Genomic DNA, 14624 nt, shown 5'->3' with positions numbered 1-14624 from the left:
GACGAACCGCCGAGGAGAACCACCATGCCGCTGCTGGAGCCGGACCCCGACACGCTGCGCCCCGCGGCGGTGCGCCCGCCCTCCCACGACCGCGTCCCCGACGCGCAGGCGCAGGGCACTCCGGAGACACTGCGCACCGAGCTCACCGACCTGCTCGGCGCGGAGAAGGTGCTCTGGAAGGTCTCCGACCTGGTGAAGTACGCCTCGGACGCCAGCCCGTACCGCTTCGTGCCCCAGGTGGTCGTCGTCCCCGAGGACCTGGACGACATCTCGGCGATCCTGTCGTACGCGCACGGCAGGGGCCGCAACGTGGTCTTCCGCGCCGCCGGCACCAGCCTCAACGGCCAGGCCCAGGGCGAGGACATCCTGGTCGACGTCCGGCGGAACTGGGCGGGCGTCGAGGTCCTGGACGACGGCGCCCGCGCGCGTATCCGCCCGGGGACGACGGTCGTCCGGGCCAACGCGGCCCTCGTCCGGTACGGCAGGCTGCTGGGCCCGGACCCGGCCAGCGCCATCGCGTGCACGATCGGCGGCGTCGTCGCCAACAACGCCTCGGGGATGACCGCGGGCACCACCCGCAATTCGTACCGGACCGTCTCCTCGCTCACCTTCGTGCTGCCGAGCGGCACCGTCGTGGACACCGCCGGCCCGGCGGCCGACGAGGATCTGGCCCGGGCCGAACCGCAGCTGTGCGAAGGGCTGCTGGCGCTGAAGGCGGAGATCGAGGCGGACGCGGCGCTCACGGCCCGTATCCGCGCCAAGTACGAGATCAAGAACACCAACGGCTACCGGCTGGACGCCTTCCTCGACGGCTCGACCCCGGTGGAGATCCTGCGCGGCCTCATGGTCGGCTCCGAGGGGACCTTCGGCTTCATCTCCGAGGTCGTCTTCGACACCCTGCCGCTCGACCGCCGGATCTCCACGGCGCTGCTGTTCTTCCCCTCGCTGACCGCCGCGGCCGCCGCGGTCCCGCTGTTCAACGAGGCAGGGGCCATCGCCGTCGAGCTGATGGACGGAAACACCCTGCGCGCCTCGGTCAGCGTGCAGGGGGTCCCCGCCGACTGGGCCGGGCTGCCGAAGGAGACCGCCGCGCTGCTGGTGGAGTTCCGGGCCCCGGACGAGGCGGGCCAGGAGGCGTACGAGCGGGCGGCGGCCGATGTGGTGCGCGGACTGGAGCTGGTCCGGCCCGTCACCTCGGTGACCAACGAGTTCACCCGGGAGGCCCGCACCATCTCCGGCTACTGGAAGGCCCGCAAGGCGTTCGTCACCGCGGTCGGCGGCTCCCGCCCCGCGGGTACGACGCTGATCACCGAGGACTTCGCGGTCCCGCCGTCCCGGTTGGCCGACGCCTGCGAGGCGCTGCTCGCGCTCCAGGCGGAGCACGGCTTCGACGCCGCCGTCGCCGGTCACGCCGCGCACGGCAACCTGCACTTCCTGCTGGCGTTCGACGCGGCCCGGCCGTCCGACGTCGACCGGTACGCCGCCTTCATGGCGGACTTCTGCCGGCTGACGGTGGAGCGGTTCGACGGATCGCTCAAGGCGGAGCACGCGACGGGCCGCAACATCGCCCCCTTCCTCGAACTGGAATGGGGCCCGCAGGCCACCGAACTGATGTGGCGTACGAAGCAGGTCATCGACCCCGACGGGGTCCTGGCACCGCGGATCGTCCTCGACCGCGACCCGAAGGCCCATCTGCGCGGGCTGAAGACCATCCCGAAGGTCGAGGCCATCGCCGACCCCTGCATCGAGTGCGGCTTCTGCGAACCGACCTGCCCCAGCCACGACCTGACGACCTCACCGCGTCAGCGGATCGTGCTGCGCCGCGAGATGATGCGCCAGCCCGAGGGTTCGCCCGTCGAGACGAGCCTGGTCGACGCCTACGGCTACGACGCCGTGGACACCTGCGCCGGAGACTCCACCTGCAAGCTGGCCTGCCCCGTCGGCATCGACACGGGCGCCATGATGAAGAACTTCCGCCACCAGCGGCACTCCCCGCGCGAGGAGCGGATCTCCGCGCTCGCCGCCAAGCACTTCCGTACGGCGGAGACGGCGGCGCGGCTCGCGGTCGCCGCCGCGAGCCGGATCGACAACCGCCTGCTGCAAGGGGTCACCCGGCTCGCCCGCCGGGCGGTGAGCCCCGATCTGGTCCCCGAGTGGCTTCCGGAGATCCCCGGTGCCGCGCCCCGCAAGCTGCCGCGCACCTCCAGGGCGGGGGCGAGCGCGGTCTACTACCCGGCCTGCGTCAACCGCATCTTCGGCAGCCCGGACAGCCATCGCGGCCCGTCGCTGCCGCAGGCCGTGGTGGCCGTGTCGGCCCGGGCGGGAAAGCCCGTCTGGATCCCGGACGACGTCAACGGCACCTGCTGCGCCACCATCTGGCACTCCAAGGGCTACGACTCCGGCAACGCCGTGATGGCCAACCGGATCGTGGAAGCGGCCTGGGGCTGGACGGCCGGGGGGAAGCTGCCGCTGGTGGTCGACGCCTCCTCGTGCACGCTGGGGATCGCCCATGAGGTGGTCCCGTATCTCACCGAGGACAACCGGGCGCTGCACCGCGAGCTGACCGTGGTCGACTCCCTGGTCTGGGCGGCGGACGAGCTGCTGCCGGAGCTGACGGTGGAGCGTAAGGCCCGTTCGGCCGTGCTCCACCCGACCTGTTCCATGGAACACCTGGACGATGTGGACCGGCTCCGCGCGGTCGCCGACGCCTGCGCGGACGAAGCGGTGATCCCCGACGACGCCGCGTGCTGCGGTTTCGCGGGCGACCGCGGGATGCTGCACCAGGAGCTGACGGCGTCCGCGACCGCCAAGGAGGCAGCCGAGGTGCGGTCCCGGGACTACGAGGCGTACCTCTCGGCCAACCGGATGTGCGAGATCGGCATGGACCGGGCGACGGGCCGCTCGTACCACTCCGCCCTGATGGAGCTGGAGTGGGCGACCCGCCCGGGCCCCGCCTAGGCCGTGTCAGGCGCGGAGGCTGGCCCGGTCGCCCATGACGACGACCGGGTGCTGCTTCGGGTCCAGGGTGCGCAGCAGCTTCTCCATGGCCTCCTTGGACACGCTCACGCACGCCGAGGTGCCGCTGCCGTGGTCCATGTGCAGCCAGATGCTGCCGCCCTTGGTCTGGCCCTGCGGGCGCGTCGGGTCGTTGGGCGGGGTGCCCTTGACGCGGTTGTAGTCGATGGCGATGACGTAGTCGAAGTCGTGCCAGTGCGACTTGGCCCAGTAGTGCGGGGCCTGGATCGAGGCGGTCTGCGTGTACGGGAGGCGGGCGCCCGGGTCGGCCAGGACACCGGCCGCGTCGCTGAGGGTGTAGACGCCGACCGGGCTGCGGTTGTCGTTCTCGTGGTGGTCGGGCGTCCAGCCCTTCTTGCCGTTGTGGCCCTTCCAGGAGGCGGTCTTGTCCCAGGTGGAGCCGGACTTGGTGTAGAGCACGACGGTGGAGTCCGCCGAGTCCTTGCCCTGGCCGTAGACGGCGACGACCTGGCGGGATGCGGCCGGGATCTGCGACTGGAGCCGGTCGCCCACGTCGGGGATGCGCTTCAGATCCTTGACGGGGGCCTTCGTACTGCCCTTCCCGGCGGCCGACCGCTCGGCGGCGGCGCCCTTCTTGGTGTCCCCTCCGTCACCGCAGGACGTCAGGGTCGTGAGCAGGACACCGCAGGCGGCCGCCGAGGCCACCATCCGAACCGCACCGGCTATACGCATCCGTCCATGCTCGCACCTGGCGATGTACGCCGTTGTCCACCCCGGGCGGCCCCGGCGAAAGCGTGCCGAATCTTTACCCGCGCCCCGTAAAACCGTTTGCCGCGATCCCGGCGACAGGCAAGGCTTGCGCGGTCCGGTTCCCCCGCCTGCGCATCCCGCAGGCGACTCAGTGCTGCCCCGACGCGCTTTCGCGGTGCCTCGCGGGCCCGGTTTCCAATCCTTTGGGATGTCATGCACATTCGCGATCTTCCGTACTCGGACCCCGGCGATCCCGATGTCCGTTCAGGCCCCCGCCTGCTGCTGTGGCTGGGCCGCAATCAGATCCGCGGGCAGCTCAAGTCCTTGTTCTGGGGGCTGGTGCACCAGTGCTCGGTCGCGGGATACCCGCTGACCGTGGGACTCGCCGTCCAGGCGGTCGTGGACCGGTCCGGCGGCAGGCTCGCGCTGGCCGGTGCGCTGACCGCGCTGCTGGGCGTGCTGACCGCGGTGGGCGACGCCATGATCCACCGGGCCGCCGTCACCAACTGGATCACCGCCGCCGCCCGGATCCAGCAGCTGCTGTCCCGCAAGACCGCCGAGCTGGGCTCGCTGCTGACGCGCCGGGTCGCGGCGGGCGAAGTGGTGGCGGTGTCCACCGGTGACGTCGAAAAAATTGGATGGTTCGTCGAGGCGCTCTCGCGCTTCCTGGCAGCCGCCACGATCCTCGTCGTCATCAGCGTGGGACTCGTCCTCTACCTGCCGTCGCTGGGCGTTCTCGTGGCGATCGCCATGCCGTTCCTCGCCCTGTCCGTCCTGCCGTTGCTGCCGCGTGCCACCCGGCGGGCGGATGTGCAGCGTGAGAAGGGGGGCCGGGCCACCGAACTCGCCTCGGACACCGTGGCCGGGCTGCGCGTGCTGCGCGGCATCGGCGGCGAGGACCTGTTCCTGGACCGCTACCGGCGCGCCTCGCAGGAGGTCCGCGAGGCCGCCGTGCACAGCGCCCGGATGTGGTCGCTGATCTCGGCGGTCCAGGTCCTGCTGCCCGGCCTCCTGCTGCTCGCCCTGGTCGTCCACGGGGCCTCGCTGGTCCGCGACGGCAGGATCGAGGTGGGCCAGCTGGTGATGGTGTACAGCACGGTGACCCTGGCCCTGTTCCCGCTGCGGAGCTTCGAGGAGATCGCCATGGCGTACTCCTTCTCCCGTCCCTCCGCGCAGCGCGCCGTACGCGTGCTGTCGCTGAGCCGGAACACCCGCCCCGCCACCGTCGACACCGTCCCGTCCGGCGACCTGTACGACCCGGTCACCGGGCTGCTGGCCCCGCAGGGCCGGTTCACCGCGGTCGTCTGCGGCGACCCCGACGAGGCGGGCCGGCTGGCGGAACGGCTCGGCGGACACGCCCAGCCCGAGGCACCGGACACCGACGCCCCCGAGCCGCCCTCCGTCCTGCTGGGCGGGGTGCCGCTGGACGAACTGGAACCGGGCGCGGCACGGACCGCCGTACTCGTCCAGGACAAGGACCCCGTGCTGCTCTCGGGCACCCTGCGCGAACTGCTGGACGTGCCGTCGTCCGGGAAGGTGGAGGCCGCGGCCGCGCTGTCCGCCGCGCAGTGCGACGACGTACTGGCCGCGCTGGCGCAGGCGTCCCCCGAGCGGGACTGCGAGCCGCTGGACACCCGGATCACCGAACGCGGCCGGTCCCTGTCCGGCGGCCAGCGCCAGCGGCTGGCCCTGGCCCGGTCGCTGCTCACCGACCCGGACACGCTCGTCCTGGACGAGCCCACCTCGGCGGTCGACTCGCACACCGAGGCCCGTGTCGCGGCGGGCGTCAAGGACCTGCGCACGGACCGTACGACCGTCGTGTTCTCCTCGTCGCCCCTGCTGCTCGACCTGGCCGACCGGGTGGCGCTGGTGCACGGCGGCACGGTGGTGGCGGTCGGCACGCACCGCGAGCTGCTGCGCACCGAGGAGCGCTACCGCGCCGTCGTGACCCGCGAGACCGATGACGAAGTGGAACCCGCGGCGGCCCCGGAGCACGGTGAGCCCGCCGCCGCACCCCAGGAAATCGAGGAACGGGCATGAAAGGACAGGCAATGACCGGCGTCGCCCCACCGGCCCACCTACCCCCCGCCTACGACCCGGCGGCCCCCGAGACCGCCGCCACCCTGCCGGTCGGCCGGCCCGCGACCGTACGGGCCTACGTCCTGGAACTGATGCGGCGCCACCGCAAGCCGTTCCTCGTGGTGACCCTGCTCAACACGTTCGCGGTGGTCTCCTCCATCGTGGGCCCGTATCTGCTGGGCGGGCTCGTGGAGGACCTGTCCGACGGGGTCCGCGACCTGCATCTGGAGCGCACCGCCGCGGTGTTCGCGTGCGCGCTCGTGGTGCAGACGGTGGCCACCCGGATCATGCGGCTGCGCAGCGCCATGCTGGGCGAGGAGATGCTCGCCGACCTCCGCGAGGACTTCCTCGTCCGCTCGGTGCGGCTGCCTCCGGGCGTGCTGGAACGGGCCGGTACGGGCGATCTGCTCTCCCGGATCACCACGGACATCGACCGGCTGGCCAACGCCATGCGCGAGGCCGTCCCGCAGCTGACGATCGGCGTGGTGTGGGTGGGCCTGCTGGTCGCGGCCCTCACCGTCACCGCTCCCCCGCTGGCCCTCGCGGTGGTCGTGGCGCTGCCGGTGCTGCTCATCGGCTGCCGCTGGTACTTCCGCCGGGGTCCGGCGGCGTACCGCTCGGAGGCCGCCGGTTACGCGGCGGTCGCCGCGGCCCTGGCGGAGACCGTGGACGCGGGGCGGACCGTGGAGGCGCACCGGCTGGGGGCGCGCCGGGTCGCGCTGTCGGACCTGCGCGTCAAGCAGTGGACGGCGTGGGAGCGGTACACGCTGTTCCTGCGGACCGTGCTGTTCCCGGTCGTCAACATCACGTACGCGACGATCCTCGGCACGGTCCTGCTGCTGGGTGGCTGGTTCGTCATCGAGGGGTGGATGACGGTCGGGCAGCTCACCACGGGTGCGCTGCTCGCACAGATGATGGTGGACCCGATCGGGCTGATCCTGCGCTGGTACGACGAGTTGCAGGTGGCCCAGGTGTCGCTGGCGCGGCTGGTGGGCGTCCGGGAGATCGAGCCGGAGGCGGGCGACGCCGCGGTCACCCCGGACGGCCGGCACGTGCGCGCTGACGAGGTGCGCTTCGGGTACGTGGACGGGGTCGACGTGCTGCACCGGGTGTCGCTGGACGTCGCGCCGGGTACGCGGCTGGCGCTGGTCGGCCCGTCGGGCGCGGGCAAGTCGACGCTGGGGCGGCTGCTGGCGGGGATCTACGCGCCCCGGACCGGTGACATCACGCTCGGCGGGGCCGAGCTGTCGCGGATGGCGACGGAGCGGGTGCGGTCGCACGTGGCACTGGTCAACCAGGAGCACCATGTGTTCGTCGGCTCGCTGCGGGACAACCTGCGGCTGGCCCGTACGGACGCCGAGGACGCGGAGCTGTGGGCGTCGCTCGCCGCGGTCGACGCCGACGGCTGGGCGCGGGCGCTGGAGCAGGGGCTCGACGCGGAGGTCGGTTCGGGGGGTCTGGTGATCACCCCGGCGCAGGCCCAGCAGATCGCGCTGGCCCGGCTGGTGCTGGCCGATCCGCACACGCTGGTCCTGGACGAGGCGACGTCGCTGCTGGACCCCCGGGCGGCCCGCAACCTGGAACGGTCGCTCGCCCGGGTGCTGGAGGGCCGCACGGTGGTGGCGATCGCGCACCGCCTGCACACCGCGCACGACGCGGACGTGATCGCCGTGGTCGAGCAGGGCCGGATCACGGAGCTGGGCAGCCACGACGAGCTGGTGGCGGCGGACGGGGCGTACGCGGCACTCTGGCGCTCCTGGCACGGCTGACGGGTCCCCGGGGGGCCGGTGCGCCGGCCCCCCGGGCGGCTCAGATGACGTTCATCGCCGCCGCGGCGCCCACGCCCCCGAGGATCATGAAGACCGGCATCAGCACCTTGATCTCCACCCAGCTGCCGGCCTTGAAGCGCATGGCCTTGGGCGGGCCGATCGGGTACCAGCGCTTGCGGCCCAGCGGGATCGGCCACAGGATCGGGCAGCCCGAGACGGTCAGCGCGTCGCCGATGTCGTGGACGAGGGCGCCGAGCACGATCGGCAGCCCGAGCCAGAGGTATTCCTGACCGGGGTCGGTGAACAGCCAGTCGGCGCCGTTGCCCGCCTTGTCGAGGATGCCGGCCAGGATCCAGGCGCTCGTCGCGCCGAGCAGCCACACCAGGACGTCGCTGGAGACGCGGGCGGCCCGCCAGAGCAGCCCCTCGACGGCGAGGACCAGGTGGATGAAGAGGATCGCGAGGACCCCCCAGCGCCCGCCGGTGTACGCGACGGCGGAGGCGCCCGCTCCGATCAGGACGGCCCAGACCCAGGTGTGGGTGAGGGTGCGGTGGCCGCCGTTGCGGTTGGAGTCGCCCCGCAGCCTGGTGGCCTTGTAGACGGCGTGCGAGAGCTTGTCGACGATCTCGCACACCCCGCGCGAGAGGGGCCCGAAGGCGCGGGAGATGGTCGCCGACTTGTGGTCGAGGTCGGGGGCGAGCGCGGCGCCCGCGCTGATCAGCGCCCCGACGACGAGGACGGGCCACGGCATGGTGTGGCCGGTGGCCGCCGCCGCGGCACCCACCCCCAGCCAGGCCGCCGCCCCTGACAGAGAGTGTGCCGGTCCCATCATGACTGCCGAGCCCCCGTAGGTGTCGCCGAGTGCGCCCGGTGGTGGCCGGGCGCGGGATTCCGGCCATCGCCGTTGCGGTGTGGCCGAGTTGAGAGGGAAGCGTATCGTCCGTGATCTTCGGGCCGTCGTCCGGTTCCCTCATCGGGGTGGAAGACAGGCAAGATGGGGGTGTGACCCTTATCGATCAGCTGCCCCCGACCGACGATCCCGACGCTCTCTTCGAGGCTTTCTCGTCCTGGACCGAGACGCAGGGGATCACCCTCTACCCCGCTCAGGAGGAGGCGCTGATCGAGGTGGTGTCCGGGGCCAACGTGATCCTTTCCACGCCCACCGGGTCCGGGAAGAGCCTGGTCGCGGCGGGTGCGCACTTCACGGCGCTGGCCCAGGACAAGGTCACCTTCTACACCGCGCCGATCAAGGCGCTGGTCTCGGAGAAGTTCTTCGACCTGTGCAAGCTGTTCGGTACGGAGAACGTCGGCATGCTCACCGGGGACGCCTCGGTCAACGCCGACGCCCCGGTGATCTGCTGCACCGCCGAGGTGCTGGCCTCGATCGCGCTGCGGGACGGGAAGTACGCGGACATCGGCCAGGTCGTGATGGACGAGTTCCACTTCTACGCGGAGCAGGACCGGGGCTGGGCGTGGCAGATCCCGATCCTGGAGCTGCCGCAGGCGCAGTTCGTCCTGATGTCGGCGACGCTCGGCGACGTCCGGATGTTCGAGGAGGACCTGACGCGGCGCACCGGCCGCCCGACCTCCGTGGTCCGCTCGGCGACCCGTCCGGTCCCGCTGAGCTACGAGTACCGGCTGACGCCGATCACCGAGACGCTCACGGAGCTGCTGGATACCCGGCAGTCGCCGGTGTACATCGTGCACTTCACGCAGGCGGCCGCGGTGGAGCGGGCGCAGTCGCTGATGAGCATCAACATGTGCACCAAGGAGGAGAAGGAGAAGATCGCCGATCTCATCGGCAACTTCCGCTTCACCACCAAGTTCGGCCAGAACCTCTCGCGGTACGTGCGCCACGGGATCGGTGTGCACCACGCGGGCATGCTCCCCAAGTACCGCAGGCTGGTGGAGAAGCTGGCGCAGGCGGGTCTGCTGAAGGTGATCTGCGGTACGGACACGCTGGGCGTCGGCGTCAACGTACCGATCCGCACGGTGCTGTTCACGGCGCTCACCAAGTACGACGGCACCCGGGTGCGGACGCTGCGGGCGCGGGAGTTCCACCAGATCGCCGGGCGGGCGGGCCGGGCGGGCTTCGACACGGCGGGCTTCGTCGTGGCCCAGGCCCCGGAGCACGTCATCGAGAACGAGAAGGCGGTCAAGAAGGCGGGTGACGATCCGAAGAAGAAGCGGAAGGTCGTCCGCAAGAAGGCCCCCGAGGGTTTCGTGGCCTGGTCGGAGACCACGTTCGACAAGCTGATCCAGTCCGATCCGGAGCCGCTGACCTCGCGTTTCCGGGTCACGCACACGATGCTGCTCTCGGTGATCGCCCGGCCGGGCAACGCCTTCGAGGCGATGCGGCATCTGCTGGAGGACAATCACGAGCCGCGCCGGGCGCAGCTGCGGCACATCCGCCGGGCCATCGCGATCTACCGCTCGCTGCTGGACGGCGGTGTGGTGGAGCAGCTGGAGAAGCCGGACGCGGAGGGCCGCATCGTGCGGCTGACCGTCGACCTCCAGCAGGACTTCGCGCTGAACCAGCCGCTGTCCACGTTCGCGCTGGCCTCGTTCGAGCTGCTGGACCCGGACTCGCCGTCGTACGCCCTGGACATGGTCTCCGTGGTGGAGTCGACGCTGGACGATCCGCGCCAGATCCTGGCCGCGCAGCAGAACAAGGCGCGCGGTGAGGCGGTCGGGCAGATGAAGGCCGACGGCATCGAGTACGAGGAGCGGATGGAGCTGCTCCAGGAGGTGACGTACCCGAAGCCGCTGAGCGAGCTGCTGTGGCACGCGTACGACGTCTACCGGCACAGCCACCCGTGGGTGGGCGACCATCCGGTGTCGCCGAAGTCGGTGATCCGTGACATGTACGAACGGGCCATGACGTTCACGGAGTTCACGTCGAACTACGAGCTGGCGCGCACCGAGGGCATCGTGCTGCGGTATCTGGCGAGTGCGTACAAGGCGCTGGAACACACCATTCCGGACGACCTGAAGTCCGAGGACCTGGAGGATCTGATCGCCTGGCTGGGCGAGATGGTCCGGCAGGTCGACTCCAGTCTGCTGGACGAATGGGAGCAGCTGGCCAACCCCGAGGTGGAGACCGCCGAGCAGGCGCAGGAGCGGGCGGACGAGGTCAAGCCGGTCACGGCGAACGCCCGCGCGTTCCGGGTGCTGGTGCGCAACGCGATGTTCCGCCGGGTGGAGCTGGCCGCGCTGGACCGGGTCCGCGATCTGGGCGAGCTGGACGCGGACGCGGGCTGGGACGAGGACGCGTGGGGCGAGGCGATGGACGCGTACTGGGACGAGTACGAGGAGCTGGGCACCGGTCCGGACGCGCGCGGCCCGAAGCTGCTGAAGATCGAGGAGGACGCGGCGCACGGGGTGTGGCGGGTCCGCCAGACGTTCGCCGACCCGAACGGCGACCACGACTGGGGCATCAGCGCGGAGGTCGACCTCGCCGCGTCGGACGAGGAGGGCCGGGCGGTCGTGCGCGTCACGTCCGTGGGCCAGTTGTGAGAGTGGAGAAGAACGGCATGACGAACGCCGCCGAGCGTCTGGTCGATCTGCTCGACCTGGAGCGGATCGAGGTCAACATCTTCCGGGGCCGGAGCCCCGACGAGTCGCTTCAGCGGGTCTTCGGCGGCCAGGTCGCGGGGCAGGCGCTGGTGGCGGCGGGCCGCACCACGGACGGGGACCGGCCGGTGCACTCGCTGCACGCCTACTTCCTGCGGCCGGGCCGTCCCGGTGTGCCGATCGTGTACGACGTGGAGCGCGTCCGGGACGGCAGGTCGTTCACCACCCGCCGGGTGACGGCGGTCCAGCAGGGCCGGACGATCTTCAACCTGACGGCGTCGTTCCACCGCCCGGAGGAGGCGGGCTTCGAGCACCAGCTGCCGCCCGCCCGGGTGGTGCCGGACCCGGAGGAGCTGCCGACGGTCGCCGAGGAGGTGCGCGAGCACCTGGGCGGTCTGCCGGAGGCGCTGGAACGGATGGCGCGGCGCCAGCCGTTCGACATCCGGTACGTGGACCGGCTGCGCTGGACGCGCGAGGAGATCAAGGACGCGGAACCGCGCAGCGCGGTGTGGATGCGGGCGGTGGGGCCGCTGGGCGACGACCCGCTGGTGCACACCTGCGCGTTGACGTACGCGAGCGACATGACGCTCCTGGACGCGGTCCGCATCCCGGTGGAACCGCTGTGGGGGCCGCGCGGCTTCGACATGGCGTCGCTGGACCACGCGATGTGGTTCCACCGGCCGTTCCGGGCGGACGAGTGGTTCCTGTACGACCAGGAGTCGCCGGTCGCGACGGGCGGGCGGGGTCTGGCGCGCGGCCGGATCTACGACCGGGCGGGCAATCTGCTGGTGTCGGTGGTGCAGGAGGGCCTGTTCCGGCGGCTGGACGACGCGCCGTCCCCGTAACCCCCTCCGACGGCAGGACTACTGTTCGACTTCCCGATCATCACAACCGAGGAGCGCGCACGTGGCCACCGTCCTGAAAGTGAGTGCCGTTGCCGCCGGGAGGAAGGCGCGGAAGGGGATACCGGCGACCGCGCCCCTCTCTCCCTTCAGCCATGTCGTCATGGTGAAGGACGAGCCCGCCGGTGCGTCGCGGGTGCTGGCCCATCTGGAGCGGGAACCGCCGCCGGGCGGCATACCGGCGTACCTCGCCGCCCGCAAGGACGGGGCCCGCTCCTTCGTCCTGTGGGCCGACCCGGAGCGCCGCGCCCGGCTGGCAACGGTCGTCACCGCGTCGGCCGGTGACGGCGTTTCGGCGTATCAGGTGCTGGGCGGTTACGGGGAGGTGCTGGGCACGGTCGTCCGCGAGAAGGCGTGCTCGGGCAAGGGCCTGCGCACCCGCTGGACGGTCGCCCGGACCGGCTGCCCCGAGGCCGTCGGGCTCAAGGGCCGGATCTTCTGGTGGTACGTGTGGTGGCTGCTGTTCCCGCTGTGGCTGGCGATCGGCGTGGGCAGCCTGGTGGGCGGCGGCGGCGACGTGCCGCGCGGACCCCGCCGCATCCGCTGGCGGGCGGCCGGTGAGACCCCGCTCGAATTCCTTTCCGACGGCGAGCTCCTCGTACACGCGCAGGGGACCGACCAGCGGCTGGCGGCGGCGCTGACGGCGCTGATCACCTCGTTCGACAGCTGGCTGGGCATGCCCTGGGACGACAAGCGGGAGTAGCGGCCCGGGTCACCCCCGGTACCGCTGCGCCACCGCCTCGAAGGCGGCCTTGGGCTCCCACTCCATGTCGGGGTAGGTCCGCCCCCGGCGCCCTTCGAGGAGTTTGACGATGCCCAGTCCCGCCCGGTCCAGGTCGTCCCTGGGATCGCCGTCCGGGCGGTGCGGATAGCCGGGCAGCGCGAACAGGAAGACGAACGCACTGTCCACGCCCTCGGTCTCGAAGACCTCCAGGAGTTCGCTCAGGTACGCGGCCTGGCCGGCCTCGTCGCGCTCGTAGACGCCGTTCAGCCGTACGGGGTCCTTGGTCAGCGGGTCGTGCTCGACCACGTCCAGGACCCGCCCGCCCCGGTCCCCCGCGCCTCGGTAGGCCGCGGTGCCGAAGCCGGTGATGGCGAGCGGCTTCGGGCCCCGGGCCAGGGTGCGGACCGCTTCGCGGAACCGGTCGGCGATCTCGGCGGAGCGGAGCAGCTCGTACGTGACGATGTCGAAGAGGGCCCAGTCCACCTGCTCGAACTGGATGGCCGCGTACGTGAGGGTGCCCCGGTAGGACGCGCGGACGGCGGCCACGGCGTCGCGGAGGAAATCGTTGACGCGGACGCCGAGTTCACGGATCGCGTCGGACCGTCGCTCGGGGCGGCTCATCAGCTGCCCGACCCGTTCCTCGGGGCTGTCCCCGGGCAGGAACCCCCGGTTCATCACGCTCAGTTCGACGCCCGCGACGAACACGACCGCGGCGCCCTCCTGCCGGAGCCGTTCCGCCCGTGCGGCGCAGTCACGGAAGAGCGTGAGGATCTGCTCCGCTTCCAGCTCCAGCGGATAGGGCGAGAACCAGACCTCCAGGCCGAGTCGGGCGGCGACGGACGCGGCCCGTTCCAGCCGGTCCGGGTCGCCTCCGATGATCTGGACCGCGTTGCAGTGCAGGTCGTCGCGGATGATCGCGAGTTCGCGCCGGACCACCGCGAGGTCGAAGTGCTCGCGGGATGTGCGGCCGTTCAGCACGAATCCGGTGTCGTAGGTCATTCCTCTTGCCCGCATGGTGGCGTCCCTTCCTCGGTCGGTCCGGCCGAGGCTGACAGGAAAAGTGCGTGCACGCAAGTTTGCGTGCACGCAGTCTCTGTGGAACGCTGGCGGCGTGACGACACCACCGGGGCTGCGGGAGCGCAAGAAGCAGGCCACCCGCGAGGCGCTGCGCGAGGCGGCGCTGCGCCTGGCCATCGAGCACGGGCCGGACCGGCTGCGGGTCGAGGACATCGCCGAGGCGGCCGGCGTCTCGGCGCGTACCTACAACAACTACTTCGCCAGCCGCGAGCAGGCGATCGTCGCCGCCGTCACCGCCGACCGGGAGGCGCGCGTCGCGGCGTCCGTCGCGGCCCGTCCCGCGGACGTCCGCCTGGCAGACGCCGTGACCGACGCGGTGGTCGAGCAGTACACGGACCCCGGCGCGCACGGCCAGGAGGCGCTGCTGCTCGTCACCACCCGGCCCGCGCTGCGCGACGCCTTCCTCGACGCCACCGCCGGCATCGAGCCGCCGCTCACGACGGCCATCGCCGCGCGCCTGGACGACACCTCGGCACCGGCCGCCCGCGTCCTCGCGGCGAGCGCGGCCGCCGCGGTCCGCATCGCGCTGGAAGGCTGGATCCAGCCGGCCGGGGCCGCCGCGCGTCCGGGCGCCGGAGGGCTGGTCGTGCCCGTCGGCTCCCTGTCCGGCCGGCTCCGCGCGGCGCTGGCCCCGCTCGCGCCCGCGTTCGACGCCGCCGAGGGGCGGGCCCGGCCGTGAAGCCGGCCCCACGCGTACGGCCCGGCCTCGGCCGATAGCCCTTCCGGGCGATCCCGGCCGGTGAGTACGCCTCCCCGGCGCGAGCCCTCGCATCC

10 protein-coding genes are annotated in these 14624 nt (G+C 72.0%); 7 read left to right on the top strand and 3 right to left on the bottom strand.

Annotated elements, in window-relative coordinates; translation table 11 throughout:
- Positions 1 to 24 precede the first annotated feature (24 nt).
- Complete coding sequence (locus tag OG867_RS28805) at positions 25 to 2958, top strand: FAD-binding and (Fe-S)-binding domain-containing protein (RefSeq protein WP_406289740.1); 2934 nt, start codon at positions 25 to 27, stop codon at positions 2956 to 2958.
- A gap of 6 nt (positions 2959 to 2964) precedes the next feature.
- Here the strand turns inward: OG867_RS28805 and OG867_RS28800 are convergent, their stop codons facing one another.
- Complete coding sequence (locus OG867_RS28800; RefSeq protein ID WP_328904249.1) at positions 2965 to 3684, bottom strand: L,D-transpeptidase family protein; 720 nt, start codon at positions 3682 to 3684, stop codon at positions 2965 to 2967.
- 255 nt (positions 3685 to 3939) lie between these two features.
- On the opposite strand from OG867_RS28800, the gene OG867_RS28795 reads away from it, so the two are divergent.
- Entirely contained in the window at positions 3940 to 5766 is a 1827-nt protein-coding gene (locus OG867_RS28795) for an ABC transporter transmembrane domain-containing protein (RefSeq protein ID WP_406289738.1), read from the top strand.
- A gap of 11 nt (positions 5767 to 5777) precedes the next feature.
- Positions 5778 to 7574 carry an ABC transporter ATP-binding protein gene (locus tag OG867_RS28790; protein WP_328904250.1) on the top strand — a complete coding sequence of 599 codons (1797 nt, stop codon included), beginning with the start codon at positions 5778 to 5780 and terminating at the stop codon, positions 7572 to 7574.
- Positions 7575 to 7614: 40 nt separating this feature from the next.
- Here OG867_RS28790 and OG867_RS28785 read toward each other — a convergent pair whose 3' ends face one another.
- Complete coding sequence (locus OG867_RS28785) at positions 7615 to 8406, bottom strand: metal-dependent hydrolase (RefSeq protein WP_406289735.1); 792 nt, start codon at positions 8404 to 8406, stop codon at positions 7615 to 7617.
- A 170-nt stretch (positions 8407 to 8576) separates the two neighbouring features.
- Here OG867_RS28785 and OG867_RS28780 point away from each other — a divergent pair, with 170 nt between their 5' ends.
- The 3 genes from OG867_RS28780 to OG867_RS28770 all read left to right on the top strand — a co-directional run bounded on the left by OG867_RS28780 (position 8577) and on the right by OG867_RS28770 (position 12752).
- Positions 8577 to 11090, top strand: a complete 2514-nt coding sequence (locus OG867_RS28780) for a DEAD/DEAH box helicase (protein ID WP_406289733.1) — start codon at positions 8577 to 8579, stop codon at positions 11088 to 11090.
- Between the two features lie 17 nt (positions 11091 to 11107).
- On the top strand, positions 11108 to 11992 hold the full coding sequence (locus tag OG867_RS28775; protein WP_406289730.1) for an acyl-CoA thioesterase: 885 nt from the start codon (positions 11108 to 11110) through the stop codon (positions 11990 to 11992).
- Between the two features lie 160 nt (positions 11993 to 12152).
- The gene (locus OG867_RS28770) at positions 12153 to 12752 is read left to right on the top strand and encodes a hypothetical protein (protein WP_328899042.1); all 600 of its coding nucleotides are present in this window, start codon (positions 12153 to 12155) and stop codon (positions 12750 to 12752) included.
- Positions 12753 to 12761: 9 nt separating this feature from the next.
- On the opposite strand, the gene OG867_RS28765 is transcribed toward OG867_RS28770, so the two are convergent.
- The gene (locus OG867_RS28765; RefSeq protein WP_406289728.1) at positions 12762 to 13772 is read right to left on the bottom strand and encodes a hypothetical protein; all 1011 of its coding nucleotides are present in this window, start codon (positions 13770 to 13772) and stop codon (positions 12762 to 12764) included.
- Positions 13773 to 13884: 112 nt separating this feature from the next.
- Between OG867_RS28765 and OG867_RS28760 the strand changes: the two genes are divergently transcribed.
- Positions 13885 to 14529: a TetR/AcrR family transcriptional regulator gene (locus tag OG867_RS28760; RefSeq protein ID WP_406289725.1), complete on the top strand. Its 645-nt coding sequence runs from the start codon at positions 13885 to 13887 to the stop codon at positions 14527 to 14529.
- Positions 14530 to 14624: the final 95 nt, after the last annotated feature.

The sequence above is a fragment of the Streptomyces sp. NBC_00209 genome, from assembly GCF_045206345.1.
GTDB lineage: Bacteria > Actinomycetota > Actinomycetes > Streptomycetales > Streptomycetaceae > Streptomyces.
This window is presented reverse-complemented; position numbering and strand designations above follow the sequence as displayed.